Genomic DNA, 16,804 nt, shown 5'->3' on the forward strand with positions numbered 1-16,804 from the left:
GCGATTTCGCCATCCGCAGATAGTGGCTACGATTTTGGTATGTTTCACCGCTTCGCCGATAGGACGATCCTGTTGTATCCGCAAGGGATACAACGATGATCCGCCAGGCGCTGACGCAAATCTTGAATTGCTATCTTGCAGACTGTTGCCGGGACCAGGTTTTTGCTAAGCCGCCGCATTCCCACGCTCTTGCTTCCTGGTTACCGGCACGCGCAAGATAGGCGAGCGGGGATGTTTCGTCGAGTGTGACCAGAGCATCGTCAATCGTCGTGAGCCTCCGACGCGAGTACAGCAACGCCGTCAGCCGCCCGCACTCCTTGCCCCGCAGGCAGCACGAAGATCGGATTGATCTCAGCTTCAACGATGCGCCCGCCAAGCCGCACCGCCATCAGCGAAAACGCAACGATTGCGCTAACCAGCGCATCAATATCGGCGCGAGGCCGTCCGCGATATCCGTCGAGCAGGGGCCACGTTTTCAGTTCGCGGATCATCCCGAGTGCGTCGTCACGCGACAGCGGCGCTTCGGAGGAGAGAAGGCGCATCGTCGTGTCCTTGAACAGTTCCGCCGTGACGCCGCCCATACCGAGCAGCAATGCGGTGCCCAGTGGATCGCGATGAAGGCCGAGAATCAACTCCGTCCCACCGGTCACCATTTCCTGAACCAGAAAAGCCTCCGCGGATACGCCGGTCGCGGTTTCAACGTCGTCCCGCATACGGTTCAGGCGTGTCCCGATGTTCTCGGCAGCGACCCCAACCGCAACGCCGCCGACATCGCTTTTGTGCGTGATCGTGTTCGACAGCAGTTTGAGCACGACTTTGTTTCCCAGCTCGCGAGCGGCGCTCTCGGCCTCACTCGCGTTCGTGACGACGCGCTCGCGTACCGCTGTCACACCGAAGCGGGCAAAAAGCGTTTTCGCTTGCGCCTCGTCTAGCGATCCATCGGGTAAGTCGCTCACGTCGACTTCTGCATCGGGGTGTCGTTCGACCAGACCCACGTCGCGCTGCATGTACTTTTCGTGCTGCCACATCGCAGCCAGCGCGCTCGTCACGCTTTCGGGCGAGGGGAATGCCGGTACTCCCTGCTCGTTAAGCAAACTTGTGATTTCCGGCGCGTGCGGGCTCACGAATGCCATCACGGGCTTGTCACTGCCGGGCAGCGAATCGCGGATCGCGCCGGCCATCAGGTCGGGCATTGCGAGGCCCGACGAACCAACGATAACGACGACCGCGTCGTATGCCTTACTGTCGAGTAGCGTGCCGATCGCACCACGCAGCAGAGCCGGTTGCAGACCCGCTAGCGTCACGTCGATCGGATTGCGGTCGAGCACCGCATGGTCGCCGGTTTGCAGCGCGCGCAGTTTTGCGGCCGTCGCTTCATCGGGCGGCGGAGTCTCGAAGCCCGCCATGCCGAGGCTGTCGGTGACGAGGGTGCCCGCTCCGCCAGTCGATGTCAGAATCGCCACGCGTCGCCCAGAGAGCTTGCGGCGCGTAGCAAGCGCATGAGGAAGATCGAGCAAATCGGAAAACGTCTGGGCACGAATCACGCCAACCTGGCTGAAGAGCGCGTCATACATACGGTCGGAGCCCGCCAATGCGCCCGTATGCGAGACTGCCGAACGCGCACCTGATTCGGAACGCCCAATCTTGAACACCACTACCGGCTTGCCCGCCGCCGCCGCCCGCAACGCTGCGCGCCGGAATTGCTCGGGCTGACGCAGCCCTTCCATGTAGAGCGCGATAACGGAGGTCGAATCGTCGTCAACCAGATAATCGACGAAGTCTGCCATGTCGAGATCCGCCTCATTGCTGGTCGACACCAGCTTGGACAAGCCAATGCCGCGTGCCGCCGCGCGCGACAGCAGCGAGCCGAGGATGCCCCCGCTTTGCGATACCACGCCGATTCCACCGACTGTAAAAGCATCGGTTTCCAGTGCGCCGCTTGCTGAAAGCGTGATGCGGTCGGTCAGGTTGACGAGCCCGATCGTATTCGGTCCGAGCAGGCGCATGGATCCCGCCGCCTCGATCAATTGCGCCTGACGCCGCGCGCCTTCCTCGCCGATCTCTGCATAGCCACTTGCCAGTACGATTGCAGCGCTCGTCCCGCGGCTCGCCAGATCTCTTACCGCAACGTGGGCGCGCTCGGCTCCAAGCAGTACGATGCCGACGTCGGGCGCGTGCGGCAACGACGCTACATCGGGATAGCAGGTCAGACCGTCGATCGATTCGTAACGGGGGTTGACCGGGTAGATGGCACCGTCGAAGCCATGCTTTCTGAGGTATGCGACCGGTCGCCCCGACGTTTTGGTCGCGTCCGCCGATGCGCCGACAGCGGACACAATCATCCCAAGGGCGAGAAGGTGGTGGCCTTCTGCGATCGCGACTGCAACATGGGGCGCCTTCGGAATCTGGAATATAGAGCTCGATAGAAGATCAACAAAGAGGAGAACGTGGAGATGCGGGTATCGGCTTCGCTCAGTCAAGCGGTCATGCAAGTTAGGATTAGCTACCAGCGGTTTGGCCCACACTTTCCCGCCGTCGCGCCAGCGCGAACGACCGCTTGACCTCGGAAACCGCCGTTAAGACCGGGCTGGTCCTACTGGACGAAGAGGGTCGTCCTGAGTCGGTCAGCGTGTGGCTCGGTGCGCCCATGAAGCGACATTCGTAGAGTCAAACTGAACGGCCGCTGATCGACTCTGACCGGCCATTCCTGAAACCTTTGTAAGCAAATCGGGAACAGTGGTTTAATATGCACTGTCGGCCGTCTGTCGGGCTTCGCCAAGGGATGCAAATGAAACGACTCGTTTGTCTGTTCCTCGCAATAGTTTGCTCTTCTTTTTCATTTCCCGAGACGGCGAAACCCCAACAGAGCCCACCACCGATCAAGGAGGAATTGGGCACGCAAGCGCTTCACCGTCGCGCAGTTGAAGCCGCCATATGGGGCATGCCGATTGTGAGCGTCGATGCAATGCGAGAAGCCTTCTTTCGCGATGCAAGTGCGAAGTACGGCGATATTGTCTACTGGTCAAAACCAGCCGACTGGAAGAACCAGACGACCACGCCGAACGCTTCTTCGCTCTACATCTACTTCAACTTCAACACGAAGGATGGCCCGGTCGTACTCGACTTCCCGGCAGCAGCAGGTGCCGGGTTGTTCGGGACAATGCTCGATGCCTGGCAAACGCCCTTGACCGATGTTGGTCCGCAGGGTGCAGACAAGGGAAAGGGCGGGAAGTACCTCGTCCTCCCACCTGGCTACAAAGGCACGGTCCCGTCGGGCTACATTCCACTGCGCTCCGCCACCTATAACGGATATGCGCTGTTCCGTGCGATCCCTGCCACTTCGTCTGACTCTGACGTAACGAAGGCCATCCTGCTGGTAAAGCGGCTGAGGCTTTATCCGCTTGCGTCGCGCTCGCATCCACCCGAGCAACGCTTTATCGACATGGCCGGAAAATTATTCGACGGCACTGTCGCATTCGATAGTACTTTTTATGACCGGCTCGCCCGCATGATCCAGGAGGAGCCTGTGCAGACGCGCGATCTCGTGGCGATGGGGCAGATCCGTACCTTGGGTATCGAAAAGGGAAAGGAATACAAACCTGATCCGGCGGCAAGTTCGGCGCTAACCGAGTCGGCGCGCGAGGCACACACAGGGTTTATCGCAGCACTGAATCAAGGCGAGCCCTGGTGGCCGGAATCTATGTGGACGCTGCCGGAAAATCTCGGGCCGAAGACGGGTTTCTCATTCCAGACATCCGACTATCTGGGTGTCGACGCGCGCGGGATGATCTACTTCCTTGCCTATGCGCCTCCAGCGAAACTCGGAGCTGCGACGTTTTACCTGACCGGATTGCATGACTCGCAAGGAAATCCGCTCGACGGTGGCAAGAGCTACCACCTGCACGTTCCGGCGGATGTGCCGGCGAAGCAGTTCTGGGCAGTAACCGTCTACGATCTCGATACTGCGGGATTCATTCGAGAATCGCCCCGCGTAGGCTTAGATTCATACAACCAGAATCTTCAAAGAAACGCGGACGGCTCCGTGGACGTCTTCTTTGGCCCGAAACCGCCGCCGGGTAAGGAGAGCAACTGGATCTACACCACGTCAGGGGGAAAGTGGTTCACGATGTTCCGACTTTACGGCCCTGGCAAACCATTGTTCGACAAGTCGTGGCGGCTCGCTGACATTGAACCCGTTGCTCATTAGGCTCAAGCACAGACCTCTCGGCACGACTTGCCGGCAAAGCCCAGATGCTGCCAGGGGAGAACAGAGATGCATTTCAAGCCACTTGCGATAGTGTGCGTCGTGAGCGTTGTCCTGTCGGCGTGTGCTGTTCCGTCTTCCGACACATCGCAGATGGATGGCCAACTCCAAACCCGTATCGGCAACATCGGAATCCAGAATGGCTACCCAGACAATGATGCGGTCAGGAGGCTGTACGATGAGATGGACTTCCAGCGTGCCTGCCAGGCCTATATCTGGGCGACACCTGCGGTCGCAATGGAAGCGCTGCGCCGGGCGAACAGGCGGGATTGGGATGTCGATTACAACACCGTTTCTGTCGTCGACAACTACACCACGCCCGCTGTTAAGGCGCTTACCGGCAACAACACGACGATCTATGCAGCGGTATTCATCGACCTGAATCGCGATGGTCCGGTCGTGGTCGATTCGCCTGCGGGCGCGTACGGTGTGATCGACGACGCATGGCAAAGGCCGGTAGTCGAAGTGGGGCCATTTGGTCCTGACAAAGGCAAAGGCGGCAAGTTTCTCCTGCTTCCACCGGCGTTCAACGGGACCGTCCCTACGGGCTACCTTGCTGCGCATTCCAAAACAAACCTGGTCATGTACCTCGCGCGTGCTTTCGTCCGCGATAACGATGTCAAAGCAGCCGTGAATACGCTAACCGAGATCCGCGTCTATCCGCTTGCAAGGGCGTCGAATCCGCCGCCTACCCAAGTTGTGCGCGCCGGGACTCGCCCGCTGGACTCGATCGCACCGCGGGGATTCGAGTACTGGGAATTGCTCGAAAGCGTCATCGACCGGGAGCCGGTCGAACCGCGTGACCGCTTCTTTTACGCGATGCTCAAGCCGCTAGGTATCGAGAAAGGCAAACCGTTCGAACCGGATGCGCGTCAGAAGCAGATATTGACGGAAGCCGCGCAGGTTGGCTTCCTGATGGCCCAAACTCTCAGCATGGCTCCCCGGCTTGCGAATGCATCTTCTTATCCTGGCACGCACTGGGAATGGGTATTGACGCTCAACCCTGACCAGGAGGCTGCTAACTATAGCCAGCTCGACGAGCGTACCGACTATACGTTCGAAGCGATCACGATCGCAGAAGGAATGGTCAAACCTATCGTGGGCGCGGGCTCGCAGTATATGAGCACGGCCAAAGACAACGATGGCAGATGGCTGGATGGTGGCAAGCAATACCTCCTCCACGTGCCAGCAAACGTTCCGGCCAAGGAGTTCTGGGCGGTCACTGTCTACGATAATCTGACGCGCTCGATGATCGTTACCGATACGATGAAGGCGGGTGTGTCGAGTAAAGACAAGTTGCAGATGGAAGCTGACGGATCGGTGGATATTTATTTCGGGCCGCAGGCGCCGGCGGCCGTACGCAGCAACTGGGTGAAGACGTTGCCAGGGCAAGGCTGGTTTGCTTATTTCCGCTGGTATGGTCCGACCCAGCCGTTTTTCGATAAGACGTGGGCTTTACCCGACATTGTGGAAAGCCCTTAGCTGGCGAATATCTAGCTTACCGAAGGACCGTTCCCCGCTTGCTATCGGTCGCTTACGACGGCTCGGAGTACGACCGCTCAGGGTCGACTACGGAACCTCGGGTGTCATCCGAGACACTCGCCCTCGGGCCGGCTATGTACTTCCGAGTTCGGCTAAACACGCGCAGCCGTTCGACCCCATAGCCCAGATCGCCCAATCGCTGCCTGCAATTTGCGACCGTGCACATCACGGTAAGCGGAGTCGCCTCACATCCCGCCGCAGAGGCGCACCGAACAGACGGCTGTACTCGCGACTGACCTGCGAGGCGCTTTCGTAGCCGACCTGGATCGCGGCGCTTCCCGCGTCAATGCCAAGGCTGAGCATCAGTTGCCGCGCCTCCTGCAAACGCAACTGCTTCTGGTATTGCAAAGGACTTGTTCCCGTGATGTTGCGGAAATGCTGACGGAACGTCGAAGTACTCATGTGTGCCTGCGCGGCCAGGTCATCCGCCAGTAGTTCCTTTGAGAAATTCTGCTTGAGCCAGGTTAGCGCTCTGACGATTTGTTGGCTCGGCTATCCGTTGGCTGCAAAATGCTGTAATTGCGGGCTGTGGGGACCAGCGAGTAGCTCCCTTTGGCATCCGCACCATGCTGGTGGAGCCTAAGTTCTTCAGAACAGACCTTCTCAACGCAGAGTCAACTACCTACGCCGAACTCTCCATCGAGGACTACGCGTCCCGCACTAAAGAGACTGTGACCGCCTGGAAAGGTATGAACGGGAAACAGGGCGGCGATCCGGCCAAGCTTGCCGCTGCGCTGGTAGAGTTGACGGCGCAGGATGAGCCTCCTGCTCGCTTCGCCGCCGGCGCGGATGCGGTCGAAGCCTTTGAGGCGAAGGCAAACACTCTACGCGCTCAGGCGAATGCGTACCGCGAGCAGTCCTCATCCCTTTTCGCACGCCCCTGAATAAAGCCGAGCGTCTTTGGTCGCGGCAATTCCCCACCACGCTCCAGGGTCGCGGCCCGGCGGAACCGTCGCAGCCTTTAGCCCAAATTTAACGTATTAGCAGGTGGTACGGGATTGCCTGAAGCCGCCGAACGGCGCGGCCGGTTCGAGTGCGAGCGTGTTGACGAGTACACGTCCTGCTTCCATCGGCGGCGCGACCTCGAATGCGCGCTTCTCGTCCGCCGAGAACACGTCTGCGCCGCGCAATCAGACGGCAACCGCTAGAATTGCGGCTTTAGCCCGGAATACGCCAATGTCTTTTGCCTCGCTTGGCCTGATCGATCCCTTGCTGCGTAATTTGCAGGATCTCAATTACCAGACACCTACGCCGGTGCAGGCCAAGGCGATTCCTGCTGTGCTCAGCGGCAATGACGTCATGGCTGCGGCACAGACCGGTACTGGCAAAACGGCGGGTTTTGCGCTGCCGCTGTTGCAACGGCTAGTGCAACACGGCCCGGCGGTGTCCAGCAACCGCGTGCGTGTTCTGGTGCTGGTGCCCACGCGTGAACTGGCCGAACAGGTGCTACAAAGCTTTATCGCTTACGGCAAAGGTCTCGACTTACGATTTCTAGCCGCCTACGGCGGTGTGAGTATCAACCCGCAGATGATGAAGTTGCGCAAAGGCGTGGATGTGCTCGTTGCCACGCCGGGCCGTTTGCTGGATCTCAATCGCCAGAACGCAGTGCAGTTTGATCAAGTACAAACGCTGGTGCTGGACGAAGCCGACCGTATGCTGGATCTGGGCTTTGAGCGTGAACTCAACGCCGTGTTTGCTGCATTGCCCGCTCAGCGCCAGACCCTGCTGTTCTCAGCCACGTTTACCGATGATATCCGCGCTATGGCGGCGGGCATTTTGCACGACCCGGTCAATATCAGCGTCAGCCCGCCCAATGCCACGGCCAGCAAGATCAAACAGTGGGTGGTGCCGGTGGATAAGAAGAACAAGCCTGACCTCTTCATGCACCTTGTGGCCGAGAACAACTGGCAGCACGCGCTGGTATTTGTCAAAACCCGCAACGGCGTGGATTACCTCGCGGCCATGCTGGATGATGCGGGCTATTCGGTCGACACCATCCACGGCGACAAACCGCAACCGGCGCGCATGCGTGCGCTGGAGCGTTTCAAGACGGGCGAAGTCCAAATGCTGGTAGCCACCGATGTCGCTGCGCGCGGGCTGGATATCGACGACCTGCCGCTGGTGATCAACGTTGATCTGCCGATCGTGGCGCAAGACTATGTGCACCGTATTGGCCGTACCGGCCGCGCGGGCGCCAGCGGCGTGGCGGTGTCCCTTGTGTGTGCCGATGAAGCGCCGCAACTGGCCGCGATTGAAGCGTTGATCCGGCAAACGCTGCGCCGTGAAGAAGAGCCTGGCTTCGAAGCCGAACATCGCGTGCCGCAAACTAGCGCGACGGGGCAGATCATCAAGAAACCCAAGAAGCCTAAGAAGCCCAAAGTGCCGCAAGCCGCGCCCGGCGCCGTGCAGGTGCTCAGCAAGAAACCGCGCCCGCAAGTTGGCGAAAACAAACGCAAGCCTGCGGCGCAACGCGCTGTGGCGTCGGGTAAAGGCACGAGCTTGTCCAGCAATAGCCCATTCAGCGTGCAAAAGCCACGCAGCAAACCTGCTAGCAAGCCAGCTGCGGGCTCACGTAAGCCGGCTGGCAAACCCGCAGGCGGCCGCGGCAAACGCTAAGCCTGATCAGGTGGGGTGAGTAGTGCCAGCGAGAAATGACGGCAGAGTGAAAAGGGCTATGCGCCGTCCTGGTCACAATCGCCAGCGGACTAACGCCACCTGCGCGTCGCTCTCGGGCGTCATTGTCAGCGAGAAGATCTGACAGGCGCCGGGGCAGGGCGCGGAGCAGATCGGACCAATCAGGCACGAGTGAACCTGTCGTCACGCCCGTTGTGCAAAGCAGCAGGTGTGGCGAAGCTGAACCTGATCGATTCACTGCACCGCGTCAGAAACACGCCGGAAGTGCGCCGTAATTCGAGTAACTCGCTACGCGATGCGCCGGCGGAAGTCCCGATCATAGGCGATGTGCGCGGGGGGGAATGCCGACCACCATGAAGCCTAATCGCCAATCGCAACAACCGCATCTTCTTCAAGCCAGCGCTGGCAGTCGTCCCGCCCATTGCTGCACCGCTTCTTGACAACGGCATCATTGGACGGGCCATCGCTCAAAGCGATATTCTGACTCCACGCCTCCGCTTTATCTAACCCACGCGGAGGCGAACGCTATCGTCGATGCAATACCACGCGCAATCGACGCGATCACAAACGCACTTGCCACAAGCAAGCGCCTGATCCACTCCGAGGAGACATAAAATGAAAATCGCCGTACCAAAGGAAATCAAAACGCAGGAGTACCGGGTTGGTCTGACGCCGGTGTCGGTCGCCGAGTTGGTTCGACACGGCCATAGCGTCGCCGTCGAGAAAAGCGCGGGCGAAGGATCGGGCATTGCTGATAGCGACTACGTCAAAGCGGGTGCAAGCATTCAGGATTCGGTCGAGCGTCTGTGGAAGGAGGCGGAGTTGATCGTCAAGGTCAAGGAACCGCAGGCGATAGAGCGCGCACGTTTGTCCCGCGGCCAGATCCTGTTCACGTACCTGCACCTCGCGGCCGACGCCGATCAGACAGCCGATCTGATCAGGAGCGGCGCGACCTGCATCGCATACGAAACAGTGACCTCGCGTTCAGGCGGTTTGCCGTTGCTGACGCCCATGTCGGAGGTGGCGGGCCGGCTGGCGCCACAGGCGGGGGCGCGCTGCCTCGAAAAATCGATGGGTGGCCGCGGTGTGCTGCTCGGCGGCGTGCCCGGTGTGCCGCCGGGAGAGGTGCTGATTCTGGGTGGCGGCGTGTCCGGCACGCACGCGGCGACGATTGCGCTCGGCATGGGCGCGAGGGTGACCGTGGTCGACCGGTCCGCCGACGTTCTGAAGCGTCTGACAGTGCAGTTCGGCAGCGCGATCCAGACGGTCTTCTCGGTGCAGGCTCAAGTCGAGGAACTGCTTGAACGGGCCGATCTCGTGATCGGATGCGTGTTGCTGCCCGGCGCGGCGGCGCCAAAGCTGATCAAGCGGGAAATGTTGGCGCGCATGAAGCCGGGTGCGGTGATTGTCGATGTCGCGATCGATCAAGGCGGCTGCTGCGAGACCTCGCGTCCGACAACGCACGACGCGCCTACGTATGTCGTCGACGGTGTGGTGCACTATTGCGTGGCAAATATGCCGGGCGCGGTCGCAAGAACGTCGACATTCGCCTTGAACAACGCCACGCTGCCGTTCGTGCTCGACATCGCGAACAAAGGCTGGAAGCAGGCATTGCTCGACGATGTGTACCTGCGCCCCGGCCTGAATGTGCATGAAGGCCGGCTCACCTGCAAACCGGTCGGCGACGCGTTGGGGATAGATAGCTGGGAGGTCAGTGAGGTGCTCGCAGCCTGAGTAGCGCCTGCTTGGTAATCTGAGGGCAATCTTTTTCCGGGCGGTCGCAACAGCGTGCGACCTCTCCCGGATTTTCAAGCATTAACGCAGTGAGACACTCGCGAGATTCAATTGAAGAGACGCGACCGATTTCGCGGCGTACGGGCCAGCGCGGTTTGCGTCATTGTCGTCGCACAAGCCGAAATGGACGAAGTGGGCACGGAGAAGCGAGCAGGCATGTGAGCGGGACACGTCGGTGGCATTGCGTCCATCCTATCAGCCGATAGCGGGCTTGCTGGCGACTCACCCGGCACATGCATCGTCGGGACGAGCGTGCGGGCTCCTCAGCTCTTCAATGGCAACCAGATCTCAAGACCACCCATCCCGCTGACGGGATCGAACTTCTCGTCATAGCGCTCAAAATTCGGCGCGTCGGCAGGAATATGTCCCGATGCCGGCAGCCACTGATTCCAGATCGTATTCCAGGTGCGCCGGATAGCCGAAATATGCTCGCGATGACTAAACACCGCATACCGCTGCGGCGAAATACGCAGCCGGCTCAGCTCAGCAGGCAATGCCGAGAAGTCGCTGACTTCGACGCCACACAGATAATCGATGTTGCCGCTGTCGTCCGCGTTATAGCAAACGCCGTACGCCACATTGCCGACCTGTCCCGGCGCTTTGCCGAAGTAGTCGCCAAAGCGCTGCCACTGCGACGGAATCGCGGCACAGGTTTCGCTCGTGTAGCGCTCGCTCAGGCCCGCGACGAGAAACGCTTTGCCGTCTTCAAAGCGCGGCGGTTCGAGATGGGTAAGCAGGGTTTCGTCCATTTTGATCGGCTCCACGAGGGCGAGATTGTCGAGATGGCCACGCGCGCGCAGCGCGTCGGGCGTGAGTCCGAATTGCTCGCGAAACGCACGCGTGAATGCCTCGTGAGAACCGTAGCCGGCGTCGATGGCGACCGCGAGGATATCCGGTGCGCCGCTCGCCAGCCGACGCGCCGCTTCGCTCAAGCGACGTCCGCGCACATAGCGCATCACCGAAAACCCCGTGGCCGCTTCGAAGGCACGCGCCAGATGAAAACGCGACACGCATCCGCAGGTGGCGATGTCGTCGAGCGTCAACTCGTGGGCAAAGTGGCTTTCGATAAACCACAGCGCTTTTCCAACCGGGTTCATATGGGCTCTCATGTCAGCATGGAACTAGCATAGCGAGCGCCGATGCGGGATGTTTGATCGGGATTGCGGTTTTGCGGAAACGCGTTTTAATAGTTTTCGGTCGCGGCTTTGTTGCCCGTGGCGGTGGAATGTTCGTCCGGTGCCGTCGTGTTTTTACCGTGAGCGTCTTCATGCGCACCCGCACTACCTGCACTACCCGCGTGCCCCGTCCGTAACAACAAGCCGCCTAGAATCCCCGCCACCGCCGCAAAAATCGCCCCAAACAAGAACGCGACGTGATACCCGCTATTCAGTGCAGCCACGGCATCTCCAGACGACGCCTGCACCGCCTCACTCCGCGCTGCGGCGAGACTCGCCAACACCGCAAGCCCAAGCGCACCACCCATCATGAACGACGTATTGACGATACCCGACGCGAGCCCCGAATCGCTCGGATCGACATCGCTCATGGCGGCGAGCAACATCGGGTTAAACGCAATACCCGCGCCGAAGCCGAGCAGAATCATTCCCGGCATGACATCGAGCACAAAACTGCCGCCAACCGGCGCGCGAGCGAACAACGCAAGACCGCAAGCCGCGACCAGCAGTCCCACGGCCAGCGGAACGCGCAGCCCAAAGCGCATTACCACCCGCGCCGACAGCCCGAGTGAGAAGAACCCCATGATCAGATTAGCGGGCAGGAACGCGAGCCCGACTTGTAACGGCCGATAGCCGAGCACACGCTGCAAATACAGCGCAGAGATAAAGAACCAGGCGAACATCGCCGCCGCCCACAGCACGCCGACCACATTCGCCGTCGCCACATTGCGCAAGCGGAACAGACCCAGCGGCATCAACGGATGCTGCACGCGCGACTCAATCACCAGGAACACGGCCAGCAGCGCCAGCGCCGCAAACAGCAAACCGAGCGTCTGCGCCGAAGTCCAACCGGCCTCATTACCATTCACCACCGCATACACGGCCAGCATCAGCGACACGGTGACGGACACCGCGCCGGCCACATCGAGCCGCTCGCCGTGCGCATGACCGCGCGCGGACGGCAACAGCGCGACACAGAGCGCGTACACGGCGATACCAATGGGTAGATTGACGAGAAAGATCCAATGCCAGCTCAGCAGATTAGTGAGCAGCCCGCCGAGCAACACGCCGATACTGCCGCCGCCCGCACACACGAACCCATACACGCCCATGGCTTTCGCGCGCTCGCCGGGTTCGGTGAACAGATTCATGATGAGCGACAGCGAAACCGCCGAGACGATGGCGCCCGCTACACCTTGAATCGCACGCGCGCACACCAGCAGCCCTTGTGAGTTCGAAATCCCGCAAGCAAGCGACGCCAGCGTGAACAACGTGATGCCGATAAGAAACAGCTTGCGATGTCCATACAGATCGCCGAGCCGCCCACCCAGCAGCAGGCAACCGCCGAACGTCAGCATGTACGCATTCACCACCCACACGAGCGACGTCTCGGTAAACCCAAGATCCGCAGCGATAGACGGCAGCGCGACGTTCACGATCGTCGTATCGAGCACGATCATGAGCACGCCGAGGCACAGCACGATCAGTGCGAGCCAGCGTTTGTTGCCGTGGATGGAATGGGTCATGCAGGCGACTCCTTAGGCATGGTCGATTGGATGCCGAACATGCCGCGGCTGAAACAGATACCGCTCCGGAAGAACCGGCGAGCAGTCCAGACCAACCGTTTGGCAACTCGTTGACGACAATGGGATTTGCCAGTCTAGCACCCGCTAATTTCGACCCACAACTACGAGTTCCAGGTCGGTGCGAACCTCAATCGCCGCCGAGCAATTCGTACTTGCCGCCACGTTCCAGTGCGCGCTGATACGCCGGCCGCGCATGAATGCGCTTCAGGAAATCGATTACCGCCGGAATCTGGCCTTCCATGCCGCCGCGCGCCGTGCCGGCTTCGAGCGGGAAACTCATCTGCACGTCCGCCGCCGTGAAGTCGTTGCCGACGAACCAGCCGGTCTTGCTCAACTCCTGATTGATATAACCGAGGTGCAGCTTCAACTGCGGATCGATGAAACTCGATTGCAGCGTGCCGGCGATCTTGCGCGCAATCGGCTTCGCGAAGAACGGCATCGGCGCGCTGGCAATGCGCAGCGCCACGAGCTTGAGCAGCAGCGGCGGCATCGCCGAACCTTCAGCGTAATGCAGCCAGTACGTGTAGCGCAGCCGCTCAGGCGTGCCTGGTGCTGGCGCAAAACGTCCCTGCCCGTATTTGCCCATCAGATACTCGATGATCGCGCCCGACTCGGCGATCGTCTGGCCGTCGTCGGTAATCACGGGCGACTTGCCGAGCGGATGCACCGCGCGCAACTCGGGCGGCGCGAGCATCGTCTTCGGATCGCGCTGGTAACGCTTGATCTCGTAAGGAACGCCGAGTTCTTCGAGCAGCCACAGCACACGCTGCGAGCGGGAGTTGTTCAGATGATGGACGATCAGCATGGGTCGAGTGACGGTGGCCAGTGAAGTGTCACATCATAAGGATGTTGCGCAGAGGCGGGCCTCTAGTCGCACCTCACACGCGTGATTTGCTGCCCATCAACTGATTCGACGGCAGCGTTTCGTCGAGCAGCTTGCGCGCGCTCTCGATGCCGGCCACCGGTAATCCCTCGGGGTTCAGCAAGCCTACCTGCACCAGCACGGAAGCCTGATCCCAATAGATGTGCTCGTTATAGAGCTTGTCGCCTCGGAAACAAACCACCGCCAGCATGGGCACCTCGAAATACTTACCGGTCGGCGGAACGCCGGGCAGCAACCAGTCGATTTCGCAGCTATGCGTGCAGCTAAAAATGAATTCGTCGACGATGCGATCCGCGCCGATGGTGCGCGAAATCGGAATCAGCTTCGTATCGACGGGATTCGAGTTGACGAAGTGATGCGTATAGAAACGCTTCAGATTGTCGTGGCCGACTCCACCGGTCATGGTCGGAACGTGATTGACGTAGGGTTGCGCGACCATGGTCGGCATGACGGCATCCACGTCGCGCGTGGCGAACTCGTAATAGCAATGCGCTTCCCACAGCGCGTTGAGATCGTAGACCGGGCCGAGCACCTTGCGCAGCAGCGCGAGCGTGCGGGAATACGCCATCATCGCGGCGGGCTTGTCGTATTGCGGGCGCGACGGCGCGGCAAACGCATGATCGCAACCCGGGTACACGTATTGCTCGATTTGCGGCCGCGTGCGCAACGCCGCGCTGATCCGTTCGCGGGTCTCCGCCGGACAGTGCGAATCGTTTTCGGGGAAGTGAAACACCATCGGGCAACGAATTGCCGGTACTTCATCCAGATGCGCTTCGAGGCCGACGCCGTAGTAGCTGACCGCGCAATCGACATCGGTTCGCGCGGCGCTCAGGAACGCGAGCTTGCCGCCGAGGCAGTAGCCCACGGTGCCGACTTTGCCCGCCTGTTCAGGCATGGCGCGCAATGCAGCGAGCGTGGCGGCGATATCGTCGATGGCCAGATCCGTGTCGAACTGGCTGAGATAGTGGAGCGCCTGTTTCATGTCGACTTCGCCGTAACCGAGCACGATCCCCGGTTTGATCCGCCAGAACAGATCGGGCACCAGCACCACATAACCTTCTTCAGCGAAGCGATCGGCCAACGTCTTCATGGTGTCGTTGATGCCGAAAATTTCCTGCAGGAGCACGAGTCCCGGGCCCGACCCTTGCGCGGGGCGGGCGACGTAGGCATTGAAACGGCCGCCATCCTGGGCGACTACTTCGATGAAAGAGGCGGCCATGCGGTGTGTCTCCGTGCAGGTAGTTTGAGCTATGCCATGGTACGCAACTCGAAACGTTTGAGCTTGCCGGTTTCGGTGCGCGGCAATGAATCGACAAAAACGATGACGCGTGGATATTTATACGGCGCCACGCTATTTTTCACGAAATCCTGCAGTTGCGCGACCAGTTTGTCATCGCGCTCGTAACCGGGATTCACCACGACGAATGCCTTGACGATCTGCCCGCGGGTTTCGTCCGGCACGCCGATCACGCCGCATTCGGACACCGCGTTGTGTTGCAGCAGGACGCTCTCCACTTCGGGCCCGGAGATGTTGTAACCGGCGGAAACGATCATGTCGTCGGCGCGCGCCTGGTAGAACACGTAGCCGTCTGCGTCGAGATAGACGGAATCGCCGGGCAAGTTCCAGCCGTCGCGCACAAACTTCTTTTGCCGCTCGTCGGCGAGATAGCGGCAGCCGGTCGGGCCGCGCACCGCCAGTTTGCCGATCGTGCCCGGCGCGACCGGTTGCATGTCGTCGTCCACGGCCTGCACGGCGTAACCCGGCACCGCGCGGCCGATGGCGTTCGGGCGAATCTCGTCGCCCTGCGCCGAAATGAAAATGTGGATCAACTCGGTGCCGCCAATCCCGTCGATCATGTCGATGCCGGTCGCGTCGCGCCATAAACGCCGTGTCGAATCCGGCAACGCCTCGCCCGCCGACACGGTTTTCTTCAACGAAGAGACGTCGTGGTGCGCAACCAGCGGCGCCATTTGTCGATAGAACGTTGGCGCGGTGAACATGACGGTCGCATGAAAACGTTCGACGGTCTGCAGCAAAGTCTCGGGCGTGAGCTTCTCGATCAGCACTGTGGACGCGCCCACTCGCAACGGGAAACACAGCAAGCCGCCAAGGCCGAACGTAAATGCGAGTGGCGGCGTGCCGCAAAAGATATCGCTCGACGTAGGCTTGAGCACGTGACGCGGGAACAGATCGCACATGGCCACGACATCGCGATGAAAGTGCATGCAGCCTTTCGGCGCGCCGGTCGTGCCGCTGGTGAAGGCGATCAGGCAGACGTCGTCGGCAGCGGTGTCGCACGCGGTGAAGTGGTCGGGCTTGTTGATCGCAAGTGTGTCGAGAGAATCAGGGGCGTCGTCGTGGAAGAGGCGGGTTTGCTTCAAGCCCGTGCAGTAAAACTCGTCTTCTGGATCGCTGCAGCGCGCGAGTTCGGCGGTCAGCCGGGCGTCGCACAACGCCGCGCCAACTTGCGCTTTCTCGATGATCTGCTTCAGCTCCTTGGCTCGTAGGAGCGGCATGGTCGGCACCACGACGAGCCCAACCTTCAGCGCGGCGAGTGCGGTCACGGCCATATGCAGCGTGTTCGGGCCGCGCAGTAAAACGCGGTTGCCGGGCTGCAGTCCCATTTCGTCGACCAGCACGTGCGCGCTGCGATTCACAAGCGCCAGCAGCTCACCGTAAGTGGTAGCGCGCGGTGTTCCGTCGACATCGGACCAGATCGCGGGATCATCACGGTGGCCCGCATCGATGGTTCTGTCGAGCAACTCCGTCGCGCAGTTCAAGCGCGCCGGGTACGCGACGTCCGGGTTGTCGAGCAGAAAGACGGGCCATTGATCCTGCGGCGGAAGATTGTCGCGCGCGAAGGTATCGACGTGTGCTGACGGTTCCATCATGGTCTCCCGGGCGTTGAGCCGGCTGAATGCGCTT

12 protein-coding genes and 1 pseudogene are annotated in these 16,804 nt (G+C 60.6%); 5 read left to right on the forward strand and 8 right to left on the reverse strand.

Annotated features, from left to right (window positions below):
* Positions 1 to 260 precede the first annotated feature (260 nt).
* Complete coding sequence (locus PQR54_RS14495) at positions 261 to 2,342, reverse strand: acetate--CoA ligase family protein (RefSeq protein ID WP_408246705.1); 2,082 nt, start codon at positions 2,340 to 2,342, stop codon at positions 261 to 263.
* A gap of 446 nt (positions 2,343 to 2,788) precedes the next feature.
* On the opposite strand from PQR54_RS14495, the gene PQR54_RS14500 reads away from it, so the two are divergent.
* On the forward strand, positions 2,789 to 4,207 hold the full coding sequence (locus PQR54_RS14500) for a DUF1254 domain-containing protein (protein WP_408246707.1): 1,419 nt from the start codon (positions 2,789 to 2,791) through the stop codon (positions 4,205 to 4,207).
* 66 nt (positions 4,208 to 4,273) lie between these two features.
* A complete protein-coding gene (locus PQR54_RS14505; protein WP_408246709.1) occupies positions 4,274 to 5,746 on the forward strand; it encodes a DUF1254 domain-containing protein in 1,473 nt (490 codons plus the stop codon).
* A 225-nt stretch (positions 5,747 to 5,971) separates the two neighbouring features.
* On the opposite strand, the gene PQR54_RS14510 is transcribed toward PQR54_RS14505, so the two are convergent.
* Positions 5,972 to 6,286 (reverse strand): helix-turn-helix domain-containing protein, encoded by a 315-nt coding sequence (locus PQR54_RS14510; protein ID WP_408247164.1) that lies wholly within the window; start codon positions 6,284 to 6,286, stop codon positions 5,972 to 5,974.
* Positions 6,287 to 6,372: 86 nt separating this feature from the next.
* Here PQR54_RS14510 and PQR54_RS14515 point away from each other — a divergent pair, with 86 nt between their 5' ends.
* Positions 6,373 to 6,690, forward strand: a complete 318-nt coding sequence (locus PQR54_RS14515) for a Rossmann-fold NAD(P)-binding domain-containing protein (RefSeq protein WP_408246711.1) — start codon at positions 6,373 to 6,375, stop codon at positions 6,688 to 6,690.
* Positions 6,691 to 6,801: 111 nt separating this feature from the next.
* Here the strand turns inward: PQR54_RS14515 and PQR54_RS14520 are convergent.
* A pseudogene (locus PQR54_RS14520) lies at positions 6,802 to 6,927 on the reverse strand (aldehyde dehydrogenase family protein); the annotation flags it as partial.
* 55 nt (positions 6,928 to 6,982) lie between these two features.
* Here PQR54_RS14520 and PQR54_RS14525 point away from each other — a divergent pair.
* Positions 6,983 to 8,422 carry a DEAD/DEAH box helicase gene (locus PQR54_RS14525; RefSeq protein ID WP_408246713.1) on the forward strand — a complete coding sequence of 480 codons (1,440 nt, stop codon included), beginning with the start codon at positions 6,983 to 6,985 and terminating at the stop codon, positions 8,420 to 8,422.
* 633 nt (positions 8,423 to 9,055) lie between these two features.
* Positions 9,056 to 10,174: an alanine dehydrogenase gene (gene ald, locus PQR54_RS14530; RefSeq protein ID WP_408246715.1), complete on the forward strand. Its 1,119-nt coding sequence runs from the start codon at positions 9,056 to 9,058 to the stop codon at positions 10,172 to 10,174.
* A 323-nt stretch (positions 10,175 to 10,497) separates the two neighbouring features.
* Here the strand turns inward: ald and PQR54_RS14535 are convergent, their stop codons facing one another.
* The 5 genes from PQR54_RS14535 to PQR54_RS14555 all read right to left on the reverse strand — a co-directional run bounded on the left by PQR54_RS14535 (position 10,498) and on the right by PQR54_RS14555 (position 16,767).
* On the reverse strand, positions 10,498 to 11,331 hold the full coding sequence (locus tag PQR54_RS14535) for an AraC family transcriptional regulator (RefSeq protein WP_408246717.1): 834 nt from the start codon (positions 11,329 to 11,331) through the stop codon (positions 10,498 to 10,500).
* An 86-nt stretch (positions 11,332 to 11,417) separates the two neighbouring features.
* The gene (locus PQR54_RS14540; protein WP_408246719.1) at positions 11,418 to 12,935 is read right to left on the reverse strand and encodes a DHA2 family efflux MFS transporter permease subunit; all 1,518 of its coding nucleotides are present in this window, start codon (positions 12,933 to 12,935) and stop codon (positions 11,418 to 11,420) included.
* 187 nt (positions 12,936 to 13,122) lie between these two features.
* Complete coding sequence (locus PQR54_RS14545) at positions 13,123 to 13,800, reverse strand: glutathione S-transferase (RefSeq protein ID WP_408246721.1); 678 nt, start codon at positions 13,798 to 13,800, stop codon at positions 13,123 to 13,125.
* Positions 13,801 to 13,873: 73 nt separating this feature from the next.
* On the reverse strand, positions 13,874 to 15,097 hold the full coding sequence (locus tag PQR54_RS14550; protein WP_408246723.1) for a dienelactone hydrolase family protein: 1,224 nt from the start codon (positions 15,095 to 15,097) through the stop codon (positions 13,874 to 13,876).
* 29 nt (positions 15,098 to 15,126) lie between these two features.
* Positions 15,127 to 16,767 carry an AMP-binding protein gene (locus tag PQR54_RS14555; protein WP_408247166.1) on the reverse strand — a complete coding sequence of 547 codons (1,641 nt, stop codon included), beginning with the start codon at positions 16,765 to 16,767 and terminating at the stop codon, positions 15,127 to 15,129.
* Between the last annotated feature and the right edge of the window lie 37 nt (positions 16,768 to 16,804).

It is taken from the genome of Paraburkholderia phytofirmans, assembly GCF_046028095.1.
GTDB lineage: Bacteria > Pseudomonadota > Gammaproteobacteria > Burkholderiales > Burkholderiaceae > Paraburkholderia > Paraburkholderia phytofirmans_A.